Origin of the sequence: Helicobacter didelphidarum, from assembly GCF_003364195.1 — a bacterium.
GTDB classification, from domain to species: Bacteria; Campylobacterota; Campylobacteria; order Campylobacterales; family Helicobacteraceae; genus Helicobacter_A; species Helicobacter_A didelphidarum.
Genome location: NZ_NXLQ01000114.1, coordinates 1 through 1713 on the forward strand (window position 1 = coordinate 1; position 1713 = coordinate 1713).

The following is a 1713-nucleotide window of genomic DNA, read 5'->3' on the forward strand; positions in this document are numbered from 1 at the left end:
TCTATCCTTCACATATTCCCCATTATCTTTTACACTCCCTATAAACTTCTCATCACTTACATCAAATCGATAATAGATATAGGCTATCTTTCCTGCAAGTTGAGGGTGGATTCTAAAATAGTCAAACCATACATTATATACAGGATTGTCATTTGTATCTTTTTGAGTATATTTGATTTGATTGTTTTGAAACATGTGCTTTACTCCCTCTACATTCGCCTTTAAAAACTCTATGGCTTGTGCTATATCATAGATTCTCCTCAAACTATTCCATTGTATTAAATCACTTGAATCTTTGAGGGGCGTATAGTCCTTATCTCTTACTTGCTCTGTTATCTGCTTCCCTATGTCATTACCTACTTTGAAACTTATATCTATAACGATATGAGCGTCATATATATCTGGGAATTGTTGTGATGTATCAAATGCAAATATGACAACATAGTAGTTTTTATATGCCGTCTTATGTGTTCGCTCTAATGGGAGAGAGAATCCTATTTTGTTTTGTATATCATTGTTACTAAAATATCCACTCTCATCAGTGATAGTCTTATATATAGCTGTTGTTTTAGGGCTACTCGCTTTATACTGATTTAAATGCCATTGTATCATGCCTTTATCTAAGGCTTTTGTCTCATCATGTTCAAAGGCAATATATGTCCATTGTATATGGCTACTTTTTGCTTTATTCTCTCTAAGCTTTGCCTCTAGTTCTATATAAGTGCCTGGAGCAAAAGGATAAGAGGGTAAATATTTTTCAGTATCAAAGAAGTATTCTATCTTTTGTTTTACTTTGCTTGTTATTGGTAATGGCTGTCCTTGTGTGAGTTCCCATTCTATTTCTTTTAAGAATTGTATTGTAGTGATGATTGGTGAATTATACTTTACTATGAGTTTCACTGCATTTTTATTATTCTCTTGCTTTGTGGGTGATAATAATTTATTGTGATTGTTTAATTTGTCTAATGCCTCAAAGAATGCTTCATCATTTTTCCCTATATCTATCCCTCCATTCTCTTTATATGTATCTCCTCTATAAATATAAAAACCCTCTCTTTGTGTGTGAGATTCTATTGTATGACTGCAATCTTTATCTGTATAGATTGAAAGATAGAAATTCTCTCTTTGTGTGTGAGATTCTACTCCATTACCACATTCTTTATCTGTATAGATACTTGTATGCTTACCAAATGTATTTTCACTAAAGATTGTCCTTCTCTCTTTTATATCATTGATATTGATATAATATTCCCCCTCTGGAATAGCTCCTTTGTCTTTCTCCTTTTGCCATTCTTTATCAAGGCAGAAATAATATGTTGTATTATTGGATAATCCTTTCTCCTCATATTCTACAAAGTCTGTATAGCCCTTCTCTCTTTGTAATTGCTCTTTTTGCTTATTATTTAGGGCATTCCCACTAAAGGCTATAAACTCTTGTATTATATCATTGCCTTGCATTATTACTAAGCTCTTACCATTAAAGCATAGCCAAAGTTTTTTACTAAACCTCAACACTTGAGGACACTTTCTATCTTGATAAATACAAGGCTTAGTGATGATAGTAGCAGTAGGGAATCTCTCATACTTGCTTGATATGAGTTCAACATGAAAGTTTGTTATGTGAAGTGTATCATCTATAATACAAGTTATACTTGCATTATTATCATAGGGTAAATCACTAAGTTGATAGCTCAATCTTTCATTTTCTGGTGT

Annotated in this window: 1 pseudogene; it reads right to left on the reverse strand. The window is 32.4% G+C overall.

Features of this window, described 5'->3' with window-relative positions:
• Positions 1 to 1713 (reverse strand): annotated as a pseudogene (locus CQA53_RS12755) (hypothetical protein); the annotation flags it as partial.